Origin of the sequence: Bacillus sp. FSL K6-1218 (assembly GCF_038006445.1) — a bacterium.
Classification (GTDB): Bacteria; Bacillota; Bacilli; order Bacillales; family Bacillaceae_G; genus Bacillus_A; species Bacillus_A thuringiensis_S.
Genome location: NZ_JBBOVE010000001.1, coordinates 5,300,161 through 5,316,496, shown reverse-complemented (window position 1 = coordinate 5,316,496; position 16,336 = coordinate 5,300,161). Strand labels below are relative to the sequence as shown.

The window sequence follows — 16,336 nt, the reverse complement described above, 5'->3', positions numbered from 1 at the left end:
GTATAATACGATATTGGAGATCACTTCGTTCTATTGAGGTAGCGAGTGTGAAATGAAGATAATTGATTGAAACTTTGGAGGGGTAAAAATGAAAGTAGTAATAGCATCTGATCACGGCGGTATGAATATCCGCAAAGAACTTGTAAGTTTATTAGAAGAGTTAAATATTGAATATATTGATTTAGGTTGTGAATGTGAAGCTGGTTCTGTTGATTACCCTGACTTTGCGTTTCCAGCAGCTGAAATGGTAGCGAATGGTGAAGTAGATCGTGGTATTTTAGTTTGTGGGACAGGCATTGGTATGTCAATCGCAGCAAACAAAGTAAATGGTATCCGTTGTGCGTTAGTTCATGATACTTTCAGTGCGAAAGCAACGAGAGAGCATAATGACACTAACATGCTAGCAATGGGCGAGCGTGTAATTGGTGCTGGTCTAGCGCGTGATATTGCGAAAATCTGGTTAACAACTGACTATGAAGGTGGTCGTCACGAAAACCGCGTAGGAAAAATTAAAACATACGAAACAAAGTAATAGATTCTAACTATTAGTAGTGTGAAATATAATTTGGTGAACCAACCTGTGAAAGGAAGAGGCGTAATGACAGAAATCGTAAAGGTAAGAGAACAGCTACAAATGTCGCTTTCTGATTTCCAAGAACAAGCTTCATTACAAAGCGGTCAAATTTTTGTAGTGGGTTGTAGCACGAGCGAAGTGCTAGGCGAAAGAATTGGAACATCAGGAACGATGGAAGTAGCAGAGGCGATTTTTTCTGAGTTAAAACAATTTCAAGAGCGAACAGGTATTGAATTAGCGTTTCAATGTTGTGAGCATTTAAACCGTGCTTTAGTAGTTGAGAGAGAAGTAGCGATAAAATATCAATTTGAAATTGTAACAGTTACGCCTGTTAGATCAGCGGGTGGTGCATTGGGGACATATGCGTATCACAATTTGAAAGATCCGGTAGTAGTTGAGTTTATTAAAGCAGATGCAGGAATGGATATTGGTGATACATTTATTGGTATGCATTTAAAACATGTAGCTGTTCCGGTTCGTACAAGTGTGAAGGCAATTGGAAGTGCGCATGTAACGATGGCCAAAACACGTGGAAAACTAATTGGTGGAGCACGTGCTGTTTACGCGGTGGCGGAAGAGACTACCACTTGCCGTTAAATATGAGAAATTAGGAAGTCATATAGTAGCTGTTTATCATAAGATAAAAGGTATGTTGTCTGACTTTATAGTAGAAGAAAGAAAAGACCGATTTTCGGTCTTTTTTTTCTTTTATGATATAGAAAGTCATGTTAGAATGTAGTTGAAAACATGAAGGTTCGAAAGAATTACAACCTGAATTTTCGTTTTTTCTGAATAAATGAGAAAAAACTGTTGGGAATCGATGTAATTCGTTCAGAAAAGGGGGATTTTGGTGGATCATTTAAAACGTCAAGATGAAAAGGTATTTGCTGCAATTGAGGCAGAACTAGGAAGACAGCGTTCAAAGATTGAGTTAATTGCTTCGGAAAACTTTGTAAGTGAAGCGGTAATGGAGGCGCAAGGTTCTGTTTTAACAAATAAGTATGCTGAAGGATATCCTGGAAAACGTTACTATGGTGGCTGTGAACACGTAGACGTAGTAGAAGATATCGCACGTGATCGCGTGAAAGAAATTTTCGGCGCAGAGCACGTAAATGTTCAACCACACTCTGGTGCACAAGCGAACATGGCAGTATACTTCACAATTTTAGAGCAAGGCGATACAGTACTTGGTATGAATTTATCTCATGGTGGTCACTTAACACACGGAAGCCCTGTTAACTTCAGTGGAGTACAATATAATTTCGTAGAATATGGCGTGGATGCTGACTCTCACCGTATTAATTACGATGATGTATTAGCAAAAGCGAAAGAACATAAACCAAAATTAATCGTTGCAGGTGCAAGTGCGTACCCTCGTGTTATCGATTTCAAACGATTCCGTGAGATTGCAGATGAGGTGGGTGCATACTTAATGGTGGATATGGCACATATCGCTGGTTTAGTAGCTGCTGGCTTACATCCAAATCCAGTACCACATGCACATTTCGTTACAACGACAACACATAAAACGTTACGTGGTCCGCGCGGTGGTATGATTTTATGTGAAGAGAAGTTTGCAAAACAAATTGATAAATCAATCTTCCCTGGTATTCAAGGTGGTCCACTTATGCACGTAATCGCTGCAAAAGCTGTTGCGTTTGGTGAGACACTTCAAGAGGATTTCAAAACGTATGCACAAAATATCATTAACAATGCGAACCGCTTAGCTGAAGGTCTTCAAAAAGAAGGACTTACACTTGTTTCTGGCGGAACAGACAATCACTTAATCTTGATTGATGTTCGTAACCTAGAAATCACAGGTAAAGTAGCAGAGCACGTATTAGATGAAGTTGGTATTACAGTGAACAAAAATACAATTCCATTTGAAACAGCAAGCCCATTTGTAACAAGTGGTGTACGTATCGGTACAGCAGCTGTAACATCTCGTGGTTTCGGTTTAGAAGAAATGGATGAAATTGCGTCACTTATTGCTTACACATTAAAAAATCATGAAAATGAAGCTGCATTAGAAGAAGCACGTAAGCGTGTAGAAGCGTTAACGAGCAAATTCTCAATGTATCCAAATCTATAATAGATTGAAGAAGACTGCTGAAACGTAATTGTTTTGGCAGTCTTTTTTGTGGACATATATTATTTTTAAAGTATGTATACAAATGATGAATAAATTTTGGCGATATAATGAAGGATACAGCTCCCATAATTGGTAAAGATACTAGATAGATTCATCGTAAAATCATGATTTTGCCAAATTTGCCCTTGAATATTAGTAGCGTTTTCTTTACAATCGTAAATAGTGTAAAAAAGCGTGCAAACGCATGAATATCATCTAAAGGAGAGATTCACATGGGAAAACTGTATGTATTTGATCACCCGTTAATTCAACATAAGATTACATATATTCGCGATAAGAATACAGGTACGAAAGATTTTCGTGAATTAGTGGACGAAGTAGCAAGCTTAATGGCTTTCGAAATTACTCGCGACCTTCCGCTTAAGGATATTGAAATTGAAACGCCTGTAAGCAAAGCGACAACAAAAGTGATCGCTGGTAAAAAACTTGGTTTAATTCCGATTTTACGTGCAGGTTTAGGAATGGTTGATGGAATTCTGAAATTAATTCCAGCAGCAAAAGTAGGACACGTTGGTTTATACCGTGACCCTAAAACATTGCAACCGGTAGAATACTATGTGAAACTTCCAACGGATGTAGAAGAGCGTGACTTTATCGTACTAGATCCGATGCTAGCAACAGGTGGTTCTGCGGCTGAAGCGATTAACTCTCTGAAAAAGCGCGGTGCGAAACAAATTAAGTTAATGTGTATCGTTGCAGCTCCAGAAGGGGTAAAAGTAGTACAAGAAGAACATCCCGATGTTGATATTTATGTAGCAGCATTAGATGAGAAATTAAATGACCACGGATATGTAGTACCAGGTCTTGGTGATGCTGGTGACCGTTTATTCGGAACGAAGTAAGACAACTGACGAGCAGGGGAGATTCCCCTGCTCGTTTTTTTTTTTTGCTGTAAGCAAGTAGGGGAGAGGATAAATATACATCGTATATACAACATAAGTTGCATACACATCACATATAATATAGAAGTCTTACGTCTGAGGAACACTATATTATGGAAGAAAAGCGTTATATCTCGAAAATATAATAGTGACAAACTTGTGAACATTTCCTTCTATTATAAAGAGAAAACTGTTAGAAATTGCATATATGTAACCAGTATTTAGAAGGGGAACGTTTTCATTTTTGGGAGGAAATGCCTAATACTCAAATTTTTAGATTTTTTACGATTTCTCGTTGACACTGTTAATACCCTATTGTATGCTAACAACGGGGATAGATGGTAGGGCTTTCAGTGACAAAATTACATCTATTCCGTGACGAAAATGTAAACTTTTTGTTTTGTATAGGATTTATGCAAAAAAATGAGTTATTATTAACACATCGTGAATGAGGGTTACATATTGGAGGGATGAATCCTTGCAAAAAAACGATCGCAGCCATATAAAAGCATATGCTTTAATGTCAGGAATTCTTGCTCAGTTAGTCGGTTCTATACTTGTTGGAATCTTTGGTGGGCAGTGGATTGATAATAAGGTTGGAACGTTTCCATTGTTTCTTATTATAGGGTTATTACTCGGGTTAGGAACAGGGGTATACGCAATGATTCGACTCATTCGACATTACTATTCGGGAGAGCAATGATGATAGACGTACATGGACTTGTCCAAAGACAAAAGAAATATATGTACTACTTGCTTGCGCTTCTAGTGCTAGGATGGGGATTTACCTCTTACAAGGATGTATTTCTTGGGCTGATTATCGGAACGATTTTCAGTTTTCTTAGTTTGCGCATCATTGCACGTAGAACAGACAAGCTGTTAGATCGCGTAACAAATGGAGAAAACGTGAAGTTTAAGGCGACAGCTGTAAGTACATATTCAAGATTCGCTACGATTGGGTTATTAATTTTATTTGCAGCCAAATATCAAGAGTTAATTGCGATGTGGGGCTTAGGTGTAGGATTGCTGACAGGATACCTTGTCATGATCATAGATTTTCTTTATTTAGAGTATAAGAGCAGGGAAGAGAGGTGAATTACTAGTGGAACACGGTAAATTAGTTAAATTTCTAGGTTTAACGTTCGATTTGTCATCAGTTATGATGGTTACTGTAGCAGCAGTTATTGTTTTCTTAATCGCTGTTATCGGAACTCGCAGCTTAGCCCTTCGCCCAACCGGGATGCAAAACTTCATGGAATGGGTGTTTGACTTCGTGAAAGGGATTATCAATAGTACGATGGACTGGAAAACAGGTGGACGTTTCTTAACGCTTGGCGTTACGCTTATCATGTTTATCATCGTATCGAACTTCCTTGGTTTACCATTCATGTATTCAGCAACTGAAGCTGGCGAACATATTGCATGGTGGAGGTCACCAACGTCTGATCCAGCAGTTACATTAACATTAGCCGTGATGGTAGTTACCCTCACCCATTATTATGGAATTAAGATGAAGGGTACGAAAGAGTATGTTAAAGGTTATTTCCAACCTATGAAATTCTTATTCCCATTAAAGGTTATTGAGGAGTTTGCTAACACATTAACGTTAGGTCTTCGTTTATTCGGTAACATTTATGCAGGTGAGATCTTATTAGGATTACTTGCTAAGTTAGGCGGGGCATCATTCCTTGGAGCATTAGGTGCGCTTGTACCGATGTTAGCGTGGATGGGATTCAGTGTATTCGTTGGATCAATCCAAGCATTTATTTTCGTTATGTTAACGATGGTTTATATGGCTCATAAAGTAAGTCATGACCATTAATATAATTTAAGTAAGAAAAAATTTATTTTTTTATAATACAAAGGAGGACAAATTAAATGAGTTTAGGTGTAATCGCAGCTGCAATTGCAATTGGTTTATCAGCATTAGGTGCAGGTATTGGTAACGGTCTTATCGTATCACGTACAATCGAAGGTGTTGCTCGTCAACCAGAATTAAAAGGCGCACTTCAAACAATTATGTTCATCGGGGTTGCTTTAGTTGAGGCACTTCCAATCATCGGTGTAGTTATTGCATTCATCGTAATGAACAAATAAGGGAGACTCCCCTTACATAGATGGCGAAGAGTGTTTTTCCGAACTTTCTTCGCCATTGCTTTATGAACGAAACGTATGTCTTTTTTTTTCATATGATCAATTTAGATATTTTGAAGGGAGTGAATCCTTGTGCCAACTTTATTATTAGGAGCTTCCATTCCATTTGGAACGATTGCTTATACATTGTTCATTTTCTTAATTCTATTAGTAATGCTACGCAAATTTGCGTGGGGTCCTTTAATGGGAATTATGAAAGAACGTGAAGAGCATGTTACTAATGAAATCGACGCTGCAGAAAGAAGTAACGCTGAAGCGAAGAAGTTAGTAGAAGAACAACGTGAAATGTTAAAACAATCGCGTGTTGAAGCACAAGAGTTAATCGAAAGAGCGAAAAAACAAGCTGTAGATCAAAAAGATGTGATTGTTGCTGCTGCGAAAGAAGAAGCAGAATCAATTAAAGCATCTGCTGTACAAGAAATTCAACGCGAAAAAGAGCAAGCAATTGCTGCTTTACAAGAACAAGTCGCTTCTTTATCTGTTCAAATTGCTTCTAAAGTAATTGAAAAAGAATTAAAAGAAGAAGATCAAGTTAAGTTAATTCGCGATTATATTAAAGAAGTAGGAGAAGCGCGATGAGCAATGGGATTGTAGCAAAACGTTATGCTGTCGCTCTTTTTAAAATTGCAAAAGAAAAACACGTATTAGAAATGTTTGAAGAAGAATTACGCCTTGTACAAAACGTTTATGTAAAGAACGGAGAACTACATAGCTTTTTAACACAACCAAACATTTCAAAAGAGCAGAAGAAAACGTTTCTTGCAAACGTATTCGGATCTGTTTCTGAATCAATTTTAAATACGTTATATATTTTAATTGATAACAAGCGTATTGATATCTTACCTGAAATTGCAGATGAATATGTTGTTCTTGCTAATGAAGAACGTAACGTAGCGGATGCAACTGTATATTCTATTCGTCTTCTATCTGAAGAAGAGAAGCTTAACATTGCAGAAGCATTTGCAAAGAGAACGGGAAAAGATGCAATTCGCGTGAAAAATGTTGTAGATGAAGATTTACTAGGCGGAATTAAAGTACGTATTGGAAATCGCATTTATGACGGAAGTTTACAAGGAAAATTAGCACGTATTCAGCGTGAATTAATGAAGAATAGATAGGGGTGAAGCACATGAGCATCAGAGCTGAAGAAATTAGCGCACTGATAAAGCAACAAATCGAGAACTATCAGTCTGAAATCGAAGTTAGTGATGTTGGTACAGTTATCCAAGTTGGTGACGGTATTGCGCGTGCTCATGGTCTTGATAACGTTATGGCTGGTGAGCTTGTAGAGTTCTCTAACGGCGTTATGGGACTAGCACAAAACTTAGAGGAAAACAACGTAGGTATTATCATTTTAGGACCTTACACAGAAATCCGTGAAGGTGACGAAGTTCGTCGTACTGGTCGCATCATGCAAGTACCAGTAGGAAAAGAACTAATTGGTCGTGTTGTAAACCCATTAGGTCAACCAGTTGATGGTCTAGGCCCAATCAATACAACAAACACTCGTCCAATCGAAAGTCCAGCACCAGGTGTAATGGATCGTAAATCTGTTCATGAGCCACTTCAAACAGGTATTAAAGCGATCGATGCTCTTGTACCAATTGGCCGTGGTCAACGTGAATTAATCATCGGTGACCGTCAAACTGGTAAAACAGCAGTTGCACTTGATACAATCATTAACCAAAAAGATGAAGATATGATTTGTATCTATGTAGCTATCGGACAAAAAGAATCAACTGTACGTAACGTAGTAGAAACACTACGTAAGCATGGTGCATTAGAGTACACAATCGTTGTAACTGCATCTGCTTCTCAACCAGCTCCATTATTATACTTAGCTCCTTATGCTGGTGTAACAATGGGTGAAGAGTTCATGTACAATGGTAAACACGTATTAGTAGTATATGATGACTTATCAAAACAAGCAGCGGCTTACCGTGAGCTGTCATTACTATTACGTCGTCCTCCAGGTCGTGAAGCTTATCCAGGGGATGTATTCTACTTACATTCTCGCTTATTAGAGCGTGCAGCAAAATTAAGTGATGCAAGAGGCGGCGGTTCTTTAACTGCACTACCTTTCATCGAAACACAAGCAGGGGACGTATCAGCTTACATCCCAACAAACGTAATTTCTATTACGGATGGACAAATCTTCTTACAATCTGACCTATTCTTCTCTGGCGTACGTCCAGCGATCGATGCGGGTACTTCTGTATCTCGTGTTGGTGGATCTGCTCAGATTAAAGCAATGAGTAAAGTATCAGGTACACTTCGTCTTGACCTTGCATCTTACCGTGAGTTAGAAGCGTTCGCTCAGTTCGGTTCTGACCTTGATAAAGCAACTCAAGCGAAACTAAACCGTGGTGCTCGTACTGTTGAGGTATTAAAACAAGGATTACACAAACCGTTACGTGTAGAGAAACAAGTTATCATTCTTTACGCTTTAACACGTGGATTCCTAGATGATATCCCAGTAGTAGATATCACTCGTTTCGAAGAAGAATTCCATGCTTGGTTAGATTCTAATGCGACTGACTTATTAGAAGAAATCCGCACAACTAAGAAACTTGCGGATGACGACAAATTTGCAGCAGCAATTAACGGATTTAAAAAAGTATTCGTAGCTTCTGAATAATAAAAGCAGAAGCGGCTCGTTCTGAATGTGAGGGGGATGGAGCTTCTGAAGAAGAGGCGGTTTTTGCCTCGTAGGAAGAAGTGAAGCCACCGAGCATTCAAGCCGCTGGAGCTAGATAATAATATATATAGGCATCTCAATCTTTGAGATTGCTGACGGTTATGTAAAGGAAAAGAGTAGGTGCACCTATTCTTTTCCTTCAATCATGAGCAAGAATATCTTGCAACGTAGATTAGGAAGAGGATTCTTACTAATCGTGCCAACTTCCGGAAAAAAGGTGGTGAAAACCTGTGGCATCTTTACGCGATATAAAAGCGAAGATTACCTCGACAAAGAAAACGAGTCAAATTACGAAAGCGATGGAGATGGTATCTGCATCTAAGTTAAACCGTGCAGAACAAAATGCTAAATCTTTCGTTCCGTATATGGAAAAGATTCAAGAAGTAGTAGCGAGCATTGCGCAAGGAAGTAAAGGAATTAATCATCCGATGCTAAATGCGCGTCCTGTAAAGCGTACAGGATACATCGTTATTACATCTGATCGCGGACTAGCAGGTGGTTATAACAGTAACGTATTACGTACAGTGAGTAACGTAATTCGTGAACGTCATAATATGGATTCAAACCAATATTCAATTATTGTGCTTGGACGACTAGGACGTGATTATTTAAAACGTCGCGGCTTTAACATTATTGATGAAGTAGTTGGATTATCTGACCACCCATCATTTACTGATATTAAAGATCTTGCTTCTCGAGCAATTGCGATGTTTGCAGATGGCGCTTATGATGAGCTGTATATTTACTACAACCATTACGTAAGTAAAATTTCACAAGAAGTAACGGAAAATAAAATTTTACCGCTTACTGATGTGGCGTCTGATAAACCGACGACAGCTTATGAATTCGAACCTTCTGAAGAAGAAATTTTAAAAGTACTATTGCCACAATACGCAGAAAGCTTAGTGTACGGTGCATTACTAGATGGTAAAGCAAGTGAGCACGCAGCGCGTATGACAGCAATGAAGAGTGCTACAGACAACGCAATGGAAGTTATCGATTCACTTACACTTTCATTCAACCGTGCGCGTCAGGCAGCGATTACGCAAGAAATTACGGAAATCGTTGGTGGAGCAGCAGCGTTAGAGTAGTATTAAAAAGCGTAGGCGGTTCGTTCAGAATGAGAGGGGGATGGAGCTTTTGACGTAGAGGCGATTTGTGCCTCGTAGGAAAAAGCGAAGCCACCGAACATTCTAACCGCCGGAGCTAGATTCAGTAAAAAATGGAAGCGGCTCGTCCAGAAAAGGAGGGCATTGGAGCTCCTGACGAAGAGGCGTAGTTTGCCTCACAGGAAGGCGCGAAATGACCGACTGTTCTAGCCGCTGGAACTAGATTCAATAAAAAGCGGAAGCGGCTCTTTCAAAAGAGTCGCGTAAGCTAAACTAATAAAAAATTAAAAGCCAACTTCTCTTAGAAAGCTGGCTAATTAAAAGAAAGCTAGGAGGGAACCCGATGAATAAAGGGCGCGTTACGCAAATCATGGGTCCGGTTGTAGACGTTAAGTTTGATGGCGGAAAGCTACCAGAAATCTACAACGCCCTTACGGTAAAACAAAGCAACGAAAACGGAAGCATGAACTTAACATTTGAAGTTGCACTTCATTTAGGTGATGATACAGTTCGTACAGTTGCGATGTCTTCCACAGATGGACTTGTTCGTGGCACAGAAGTAGAAGATACTGGTAAAGCAATCTCTGTACCAGTTGGTGATGTAACACTTGGACGTGTATTCAACGTATTAGGTGATGCAATTGACTTAGATGGTGAACTTCCTGCGGATGTACACCGTGATCCAATTCACCGTCAAGCACCTGCATTCGAAGAATTATCTACTAAAGTAGAAATTCTTGAAACTGGTATTAAAGTAGTAGACTTACTTGCTCCTTACATTAAGGGTGGTAAGATCGGCCTATTCGGTGGTGCCGGTGTAGGTAAAACAGTATTAATTCAGGAATTAATTAACAACATCGCACAAGAGCACGGTGGTATCTCTGTATTCGCTGGTGTAGGTGAGCGTACTCGTGAGGGTAATGACTTATACCACGAAATGAGCGATTCTGGCGTAATCAAGAAAACTGCGATGGTATTCGGACAAATGAACGAGCCACCTGGAGCACGTCAACGTGTTGCATTAACAGGTTTAACAATGGCTGAGCATTTCCGTGATGAGCAAGGACAAGACGTACTTCTGTTCATCGATAACATCTTCCGTTTCACGCAAGCGGGTTCTGAAGTATCTGCCCTTCTTGGTCGTATGCCATCTGCGGTAGGTTACCAACCAACACTTGCAACAGAAATGGGTCAATTACAAGAGCGTATTACATCTACAAATAAAGGGTCTATCACGTCTATCCAAGCGGTATATGTACCAGCCGATGACTATACTGACCCAGCACCAGCTACAACGTTCGCTCACTTAGATGCAACAACAAACTTAGAGCGTCGTTTAACACAAATGGGTATTTACCCAGCCGTAGATCCATTAGCATCTACATCTCGTGCACTTTCTCCAGAAATCGTAGGAGAAGAACATTATGAAGTAGCTCGTCAAGTACAACAAACTTTACAACGTTATAAAGAACTTCAAGATATCATCGCTATCTTAGGTATGGATGAGTTATCTGAAGAAGATAAGTTAGTTGTACATCGTGCTCGTCGTATTCAATTCTTCTTATCTCAAAACTTCCACGTAGCTGAGCAGTTTACAGGTCAAAAAGGTTCTTACGTACCTGTAAAAAATACAGTTAGTGGTTTCAAAGAAATTCTAGAAGGAAAATATGATGACCTTCCAGAAGATGCATTCCGCTTAGTAGGTGGCATTGAAGAAGTTATTGAAAACGCGAAGAAAATGATGGCATAAGGCCTTAGGAGGGACGAAGTATGAAGACATTTCCAGTCAGTATTGTAACTCCTGATGGACCGGTTTACGAAAAAGAAGTAGAAATGGTAAGTGTAAAAGCAGAGAGTGGGGAAATGGGGATCTTACCAGGTCACATTCCAACTGTTGCACCATTAAAAATTAGTGCAGTTCGTCTGAAAAATGGTGGACACACTGATTATGTAGCAGTAAGCGGTGGCTTTATCGAAGTTCGTCCAGATAAAGTGACTGTATTATCATCATCTGCTGAAGAAGCAAACCATATCGATATCCATCGTGCAAATGAAGCGAAGCGTCGCGCTGAGCAACGTATGCAAGATAAACAAGCACATGTTGACTTTAAACGTGCAGAAATGGCCTTGCAACGTGCCGTGAACCGTTTAAACGTTTCTGATATGAAGTAAAAAAATCCGTAAGGGCCCTTGCCTTTACGGATTTTTTTGTGTATTTTATGGATAATTTTACAAAACTGGTATAATTATATTGATGCTTGTATAAGTAGAAGTGTACAACAATTTATATTTCATAAAGGGGATGAATCAATGATTGGTGAAATGAAGCGAGAAGCATTGTACTCTTTAAAAGGAAAATGGGGACTAGGTGTTGGATCAACAATTTTATATTTTATTTTAAGTTATGTCGTTTCGATGGCTGCAATGCTTATACTATTAATTCCAGGAATTATTATATTTCTCTCAGTTGCAAGCTTAACTGGATCATTTGAAGAGGAAACGATGTCAATTGGAGCAGGTATTACCTTTGGGATTTTTTATTGCATTATGATAATTTTGAGTAACGCATCGTATGGGATTACATCATATGGTTATACAAATGTATTTTTACAGATTAGTAAACGAGAAGATGCTAAAGTAGATCACTTATTCGAAGGATTTCGCGGTTTTAAAAGAATGATGAAAACAATGTGGGCAATGCTTGCGATTTTGTTATATACAGGTACATGGATTCCGATGCTGTTAATAGGCTTATTTGCATTGTTAGGTGAAGAAGGGAATACGTCATTTGCAATAGCTTTCTTCGTACTATTAGCGATTTCAATTGTTGGTATGATTGTGATGTATTTTTCTTATGCGCTGACGTACTATGTGATGATTGAAAATCCAGAATATAGTGTTTCGCAGGCGATGAAGGAATGTAAGAATCTTATGAAGGGCCATAAGTTAGATTTGTTTCTTTTATGGCTGAGCTTCATAGGATGGGCTATTTTAGCGCTTCTTACTTTTGGAATAGGCTTTCTTTGGCTTAGTCCGTATATGAGTACAACGACAGCACACTTTTATCGCTACATTTCAAAAGGTGAATTTCAATAGGAACATGCTATACTAATAGAATTATTGTGTATAGGAGGCGAGGCTACGCATGATTAGTGATTTAAAAGGAGAAGCACTAGATTCATTAGAAGGAAAATGGGGATTAGCTGTTGGAGCTACACTACTCATTTCAATTCTTATCACGGCTTTTAGTTTTAGTGTTGATTGGGGATTTTCTTTAATTTTCGGTTGGCAAAAAACAAATGGTTCACTTTCAACGAATATTCTTACATTTTTTGTTACTGGACCGTTAACTTTAGGTGGATATTACCTTGGTTTAAATATCCTTCGTGAAAAGCAAGCTAGTATTGGTAATGTATTCATTTGGTTTTCAGAGGGAAAGAGATTTCTAAAATCATTTTTATTATATTTATTAGTAAATCTTTATCTTTTCTTATGGACGTTATTGTTCATTATTCCAGGTATTATTAAATCATTTTCTTATGCGATGACGTACTTTATTATAAACGATCATCCTGAGTATTCCCTGAACCAAGCTATTACAGAAAGTCGTCGTATGATGGATGGACATAAGATGGAGTATTTCATTTTATGTTTAAGTTTTATTGGCTGGTTTATATTGAGTTGTATTACGTTAGGGATTGGATTCTTATGGTTAATTCCATATTTCTACACAACATCTGCGGCTTTTTACGAAGAAATCGCAGAAGAATATTATGAGAAAAAAATTTAGCACTATAAAACCCCCAGTATGAATTATTTGTTCATACTGGGGTTTTTTTGTAGAAACTTTATAAACTGATTACTAGTAAGTGGTTTACTGAAATAGTAACCTTGCATATATTTACAGTTATGTTTTTGCAGAAACTTAAGCTGTTTTTCGGTTTCAATTCCTTCGGCAACGACTGAAAGATTTAAAGTATTTGCGAGGGAAAGGATTGTAGAAACGATGGCTCGTTCTTCAGGACGATGATCAGCTAATTGTGTGAATTCTCTCGGTACTTTTAATGTATCGATTGGAAAAATTGATAAATAAGCAAGAGAAGAATACCCAGTACCGAAGTCATCAATGGAAGTTTGGATACCGTACTCTTTTAATTGTTTCAGTCTCAATAACGTTTCTTTCTCGTCAATCATTGCAATTCTTTCTGTTAACTCAAGTGTTACATATTTTGGATCGACTTGCACGTCGTTTAATATTTGTGAAATGTTTTCGATTAATTGATCTTGCCGGAATTCTTTTGCGGATAAATTAACACTTATTTTTAAATTTTGGTAGCCAAAGGTATGCCATATTTTTAATTGGAGACAAGCTTCTTGTAATACCCAATGTCCAAGTGGGACTACTTGTGGCGTCTCTTCTACAATTGGAATAAACTCACATGGTGAAATGTCACCTAATAGTGGGTGTTTCCAACGTATTAAAGCTTCAGCACCGATAATTTTATTTGTTGTCGTATCAATTTGTGGTTGATAAACGAGATAAAATTCTTTGTTTACTAAAGCGATTGGCAAATCTTTTTCAATTCGAGCTTTTCGTTCCATTTTTTTATATAGTTCTTTCGTGTAAAGAGAGCTACCGTTTTTTCCTTTATTCTTTGCTTCGTACATGGCCATATCAGCATGCTGCAAAATGGATAGCGCATCTTCACCTGCTTCAGGATATATTGCAATTCCGATGCTCGGTGAGATTTGTAAATGTTGATTTTCGATTTCAAATGGCTCATTCATGGCCGCTACAATCCTATCAGCTATTTTTTGGACATCTGGCTTTTTTTTGTAATTCTCGATAAGGATTGTGAACTCATCCCCAGCTAGCCGCGCGAGTTTCATATTTGATGTTGCTATTCTTTCGAGCCTTTTTGCTACTGCGATGAGCAATAGGTCTCCTACTCGATGACCGAGGGTATCATTAATAACTTTAAAACGGTCTAGGTCGAGAAACATAACAGCAAAAGGCTTTTTCGATATTTTTGCTCGTGCAATTGCCTGTTCCAAATGTTGATGAAATGCACGACGATTTGCAAGCTCTGTTAAAGTATCATGGTATGCTAAGAAATTAATCTGTTCTTGCTGTTGTTTGCTTTCCGTAATATCTTTAATCATTAAATAAACCCCAGAAATTTTCTCCTTTAAAAAGATCGGTACGGCGGTAACGTGCAAGTAGTAAATATCTCTGTTTTTATGATACGCCCGTATTTCTAAAGAGATAGAATGTCCCTTTTTTACACGATGAAAGGAATTAATCATTTCTTCTAAATCTTCTTCGTATATGAGTGAATAGTAAGGCTGGTTTAATAATTCATTCGTTTGATAACCGAGTAAAGTAGTACCAGCGTTATTTACTTTGAGAAAATTGCCGTATAAATCTAATGTGAAGATTGGATCTGGATGATGCTCGTATAAAGATTTAAACATTTGTTGATTATGATAGAGTTCATTTTTCTGTTCTACTAAATCTTCTGTACGTAGTTTAATTTGTTTCTCGAGTTCTGAGTTGAATTGCATTTGAGCTAACAATAATATTTTATTTTGTTTTCGAACTAAACTATGACGTATGAGAACGAAAGAGAAAGTTATTATAAGACCGATTACTATAATAGGCGCAAAGACGTATTCAACTAATATAAAAAGAATAAGTGTTACTACTGAAATATAAGGCAATGATAATCGGATTGATTCACCAATTTTAGGTGTTAGTAGTACTTGCTCTTGTTTTTCAGGTTCTTTTGTATGGAGAATACAGGCGATTGCTACTAGCACTAAGGTTACTTGATAGAAAGGAGTAACTGTAAACATAGAATACTCTGGTGTGAAGTATTTTATATAAGCATAAATCGCATCTGTAGTAGTATATAAAATTAAGGCACTGCCAAGAAGTGCACCAACCTTTTTAGGTAATAAGGATAGTGGTTTGAATAAAAGATTGATTCCTATTAAGAGAAAGAGTAAATCAGCCATTGGATAGGTAAGTTGAACAAATATGTCGATATAGGATGTTGTAAAGATGTGAATGGTTCGTTCAATAAGTAGGTAGTAACTTAAAGTAAATTGGGCTGTAACGATAATACAAATATCACATAGCATAAAAAGTTTTTCTAATAAATCTCGGTTATAAATGATTTCGTATAGAAAGGCAAATGCAAAACTAACTAAAAAAAGTAAGTAAAAAAAATCAGACGGATCAACGAACGTATAGAAGTCCTTTACAATTAAACGCTGATAGGCAACGACTATATCACCGATAAAATAAGAGAGAGCTCCAGTAGATAATATGATCCAAAATAAACGAGGTAGCCCTTCTTTCATGTTTGAAAAGTAAAGTATATAACTACAAGCGATAATATCAATTAATAAGGTACTCATTCCGATTAATAGCTGAAAAGGAAATGAGTATTCATATAGAAAAGGCATCGCTACGTAGTGAATCGTTATAGACAGCAATACAATGCTTATAAGAATACTTACATGTGTTTGTTTTTTCATTTATATCACCTACGGTTTCTTGAAAAGCATATATAAGTTTTATATTTATTTTGCACAATTATATCAAGTTGTAAAGATAGATTTTAATAATTCTTGTTTCTGTCTCCCAACATATCGACATAGGAATTTGAAGTTTGCTATAATGATTAGAATAGTTGCATTATTTAGAAAAATTTAAAAATAATAATTACTGCAACTAGGACATATTGTTTACTATGTGAACTT

General features: G+C 37.6%; 18 protein-coding genes. 17 read left to right on the top strand and 1 reads right to left on the bottom strand.

Annotation, left to right across the window (positions count from 1 at the left end; genetic code table 11):
* Positions 1-88 precede the first annotated feature (88 nt).
* The 17 genes from rpiB (at position 89) to MHI26_RS27275 (ending at position 13,358) form a co-directional block, all read left to right on the top strand.
* Positions 89-532 carry a ribose 5-phosphate isomerase B gene (gene rpiB / locus MHI26_RS27355; protein WP_000869542.1) on the top strand — a complete coding sequence of 148 codons (444 nt, stop codon included), beginning with the start codon at positions 89-91 and terminating at the stop codon, positions 530-532.
* A 66-nt stretch (positions 533-598) separates the two neighbouring features.
* Positions 599-1,171 (top strand): TIGR01440 family protein, encoded by a 573-nt coding sequence (locus tag MHI26_RS27350; RefSeq protein WP_000136382.1) that lies wholly within the window; start codon positions 599-601, stop codon positions 1,169-1,171.
* A 253-nt stretch (positions 1,172-1,424) separates the two neighbouring features.
* Positions 1,425-2,666, top strand: a complete 1,242-nt coding sequence (gene glyA, locus MHI26_RS27345; RefSeq protein WP_000349800.1) for a serine hydroxymethyltransferase — start codon at positions 1,425-1,427, stop codon at positions 2,664-2,666.
* A gap of 272 nt (positions 2,667-2,938) precedes the next feature.
* Complete coding sequence (gene upp / locus MHI26_RS27340; RefSeq protein WP_000517539.1) at positions 2,939-3,568, top strand: uracil phosphoribosyltransferase; 630 nt, start codon at positions 2,939-2,941, stop codon at positions 3,566-3,568.
* Between the two features lie 377 nt (positions 3,569-3,945).
* Complete coding sequence (locus MHI26_RS27335; protein ID WP_000232962.1) at positions 3,946-4,059, top strand: DUF4024 domain-containing protein; 114 nt, start codon at positions 3,946-3,948, stop codon at positions 4,057-4,059.
* A 26-nt stretch (positions 4,060-4,085) separates the two neighbouring features.
* Complete coding sequence (locus MHI26_RS27330; protein WP_001171223.1) at positions 4,086-4,310, top strand: AtpZ/AtpI family protein; 225 nt, start codon at positions 4,086-4,088, stop codon at positions 4,308-4,310.
* Positions 4,310-4,702, top strand: coding sequence for an ATP synthase subunit I (locus MHI26_RS27325; protein WP_000567600.1), 393 nt, complete (start codon positions 4,310-4,312; stop codon positions 4,700-4,702). The genes MHI26_RS27330 and MHI26_RS27325 overlap by 1 nt, the downstream gene beginning before the upstream one ends.
* A gap of 7 nt (positions 4,703-4,709) precedes the next feature.
* Positions 4,710-5,429 (top strand): F0F1 ATP synthase subunit A, encoded by a 720-nt coding sequence (gene atpB / locus MHI26_RS27320; RefSeq protein WP_000399879.1) that lies wholly within the window; start codon positions 4,710-4,712, stop codon positions 5,427-5,429.
* Positions 5,430-5,485: 56 nt separating this feature from the next.
* A complete protein-coding gene (gene atpE / locus MHI26_RS27315; RefSeq protein ID WP_000052064.1) occupies positions 5,486-5,704 on the top strand; it encodes a F0F1 ATP synthase subunit C in 219 nt (72 codons plus the stop codon).
* 129 nt (positions 5,705-5,833) lie between these two features.
* Positions 5,834-6,340: a F0F1 ATP synthase subunit B gene (gene atpF / locus MHI26_RS27310; RefSeq protein WP_001142622.1), complete on the top strand. Its 507-nt coding sequence runs from the start codon at positions 5,834-5,836 to the stop codon at positions 6,338-6,340.
* Positions 6,337-6,879 carry a F0F1 ATP synthase subunit delta gene (gene atpH, locus MHI26_RS27305; RefSeq protein WP_000064682.1) on the top strand — a complete coding sequence of 181 codons (543 nt, stop codon included), beginning with the start codon at positions 6,337-6,339 and terminating at the stop codon, positions 6,877-6,879. The genes atpF and atpH overlap by 4 nt, the downstream gene beginning before the upstream one ends.
* 11 nt (positions 6,880-6,890) lie before the next feature.
* The gene (gene atpA, locus MHI26_RS27300; RefSeq protein WP_000027521.1) at positions 6,891-8,399 is read left to right on the top strand and encodes a F0F1 ATP synthase subunit alpha; all 1,509 of its coding nucleotides are present in this window, start codon (positions 6,891-6,893) and stop codon (positions 8,397-8,399) included.
* A 290-nt stretch (positions 8,400-8,689) separates the two neighbouring features.
* Positions 8,690-9,550 carry a F0F1 ATP synthase subunit gamma gene (atpG, locus tag MHI26_RS27295; protein WP_000157703.1) on the top strand — a complete coding sequence of 287 codons (861 nt, stop codon included), beginning with the start codon at positions 8,690-8,692 and terminating at the stop codon, positions 9,548-9,550.
* Between the two features lie 361 nt (positions 9,551-9,911).
* Complete coding sequence (atpD, locus tag MHI26_RS27290) at positions 9,912-11,318, top strand: F0F1 ATP synthase subunit beta (RefSeq protein WP_001032597.1); 1,407 nt, start codon at positions 9,912-9,914, stop codon at positions 11,316-11,318.
* A gap of 20 nt (positions 11,319-11,338) precedes the next feature.
* Positions 11,339-11,740 carry a F0F1 ATP synthase subunit epsilon gene (gene atpC / locus MHI26_RS27285; protein WP_000847214.1) on the top strand — a complete coding sequence of 134 codons (402 nt, stop codon included), beginning with the start codon at positions 11,339-11,341 and terminating at the stop codon, positions 11,738-11,740.
* 138 nt (positions 11,741-11,878) lie between these two features.
* Positions 11,879-12,664, top strand: coding sequence for a DUF975 family protein (locus tag MHI26_RS27280; protein WP_061667081.1), 786 nt, complete (start codon positions 11,879-11,881; stop codon positions 12,662-12,664).
* Between the two features lie 49 nt (positions 12,665-12,713).
* Entirely contained in the window at positions 12,714-13,358 is a 645-nt protein-coding gene (locus tag MHI26_RS27275) for a DUF975 family protein (protein ID WP_000622466.1), read from the top strand.
* A gap of 23 nt (positions 13,359-13,381) precedes the next feature.
* Here the strand turns inward: MHI26_RS27275 and MHI26_RS27270 are convergent, their stop codons facing one another.
* Positions 13,382-16,111: a putative bifunctional diguanylate cyclase/phosphodiesterase gene (locus MHI26_RS27270; RefSeq protein WP_061667080.1), complete on the bottom strand. Its 2,730-nt coding sequence runs from the start codon at positions 16,109-16,111 to the stop codon at positions 13,382-13,384.
* Positions 16,112-16,336 lie beyond the last annotated feature (225 nt).

Coding starts and splice junctions, on each gene's coding strand:
- rpiB (WP_000869542.1), top strand. CDS start 89: ATGAAAGTAGTAATAGCATCTGATCACGGCGGTATGAATATCCGCAAA.
- MHI26_RS27350 (WP_000136382.1), top strand. CDS start 599: ATGACAGAAATCGTAAAGGTAAGAGAACAGCTACAAATGTCGCTTTCT.
- upp (WP_000517539.1), top strand. CDS start 2,939: ATGGGAAAACTGTATGTATTTGATCACCCGTTAATTCAACATAAGATT.
- MHI26_RS27335 (WP_000232962.1), top strand. CDS start 3,946: ATGGTAGGGCTTTCAGTGACAAAATTACATCTATTCCGTGACGAAAAT.
- MHI26_RS27325 (WP_000567600.1), top strand. CDS start 4,310: ATGATAGACGTACATGGACTTGTCCAAAGACAAAAGAAATATATGTAC.
- atpE (WP_000052064.1), top strand. CDS start 5,486: ATGAGTTTAGGTGTAATCGCAGCTGCAATTGCAATTGGTTTATCAGCA.
- atpH (WP_000064682.1), top strand. CDS start 6,337: ATGAGCAATGGGATTGTAGCAAAACGTTATGCTGTCGCTCTTTTTAAA.
- atpA (WP_000027521.1), top strand. CDS start 6,891: ATGAGCATCAGAGCTGAAGAAATTAGCGCACTGATAAAGCAACAAATC.
- atpD (WP_001032597.1), top strand. CDS start 9,912: ATGAATAAAGGGCGCGTTACGCAAATCATGGGTCCGGTTGTAGACGTT.
- atpC (WP_000847214.1), top strand. CDS start 11,339: ATGAAGACATTTCCAGTCAGTATTGTAACTCCTGATGGACCGGTTTAC.
- MHI26_RS27280 (WP_061667081.1), top strand. CDS start 11,879: ATGATTGGTGAAATGAAGCGAGAAGCATTGTACTCTTTAAAAGGAAAA.
- MHI26_RS27275 (WP_000622466.1), top strand. CDS start 12,714: ATGATTAGTGATTTAAAAGGAGAAGCACTAGATTCATTAGAAGGAAAA.
- MHI26_RS27270 (WP_061667080.1), bottom strand. CDS start 16,111: ATGAAAAAACAAACACATGTAAGTATTCTTATAAGCATTGTATTGCTG.